1 protein-coding gene is annotated in these 273 nt (G+C 33.7%); it reads left to right on the forward strand.

The features are described 5' to 3' along the window. Window positions 1-273 (forward strand): sulfotransferase domain-containing protein (locus SAY88_RS25030; protein ID WP_332635129.1); only part of this gene is annotated, 273 nt, incomplete at both ends.

Genomic DNA, 273 nt, shown 5'->3' on the forward strand with positions numbered 1-273 from the left:
TGGGTAAAGAGAACCTGCCCTTCTCCGAGGCACTTAAAAAAGCTCTAGATTCGAAAGAAACTTTTCCGGAGGCATTTATTGGGGCTAGTCTATATTATGAACAAGTTAAACGAGATTTGCAAATCTTTGGTTCAAAGCAAGTTAAAATAATAATTTTTGAGGAATTTGTAAAAGATACTAGGAATTCCTTAAAAGAAATTTTAGAATTTTTAAACATATATAGTGAACCTCCTGATATCGTTGAAAACATTTACAACCCGTTCACAGTGCCAC

This window comes from Halalkalibacter flavus (assembly GCF_036663575.1).
GTDB lineage: Bacteria > Bacillota > Bacilli > Bacillales > Bacillaceae_D > Halalkalibacter > Halalkalibacter flavus.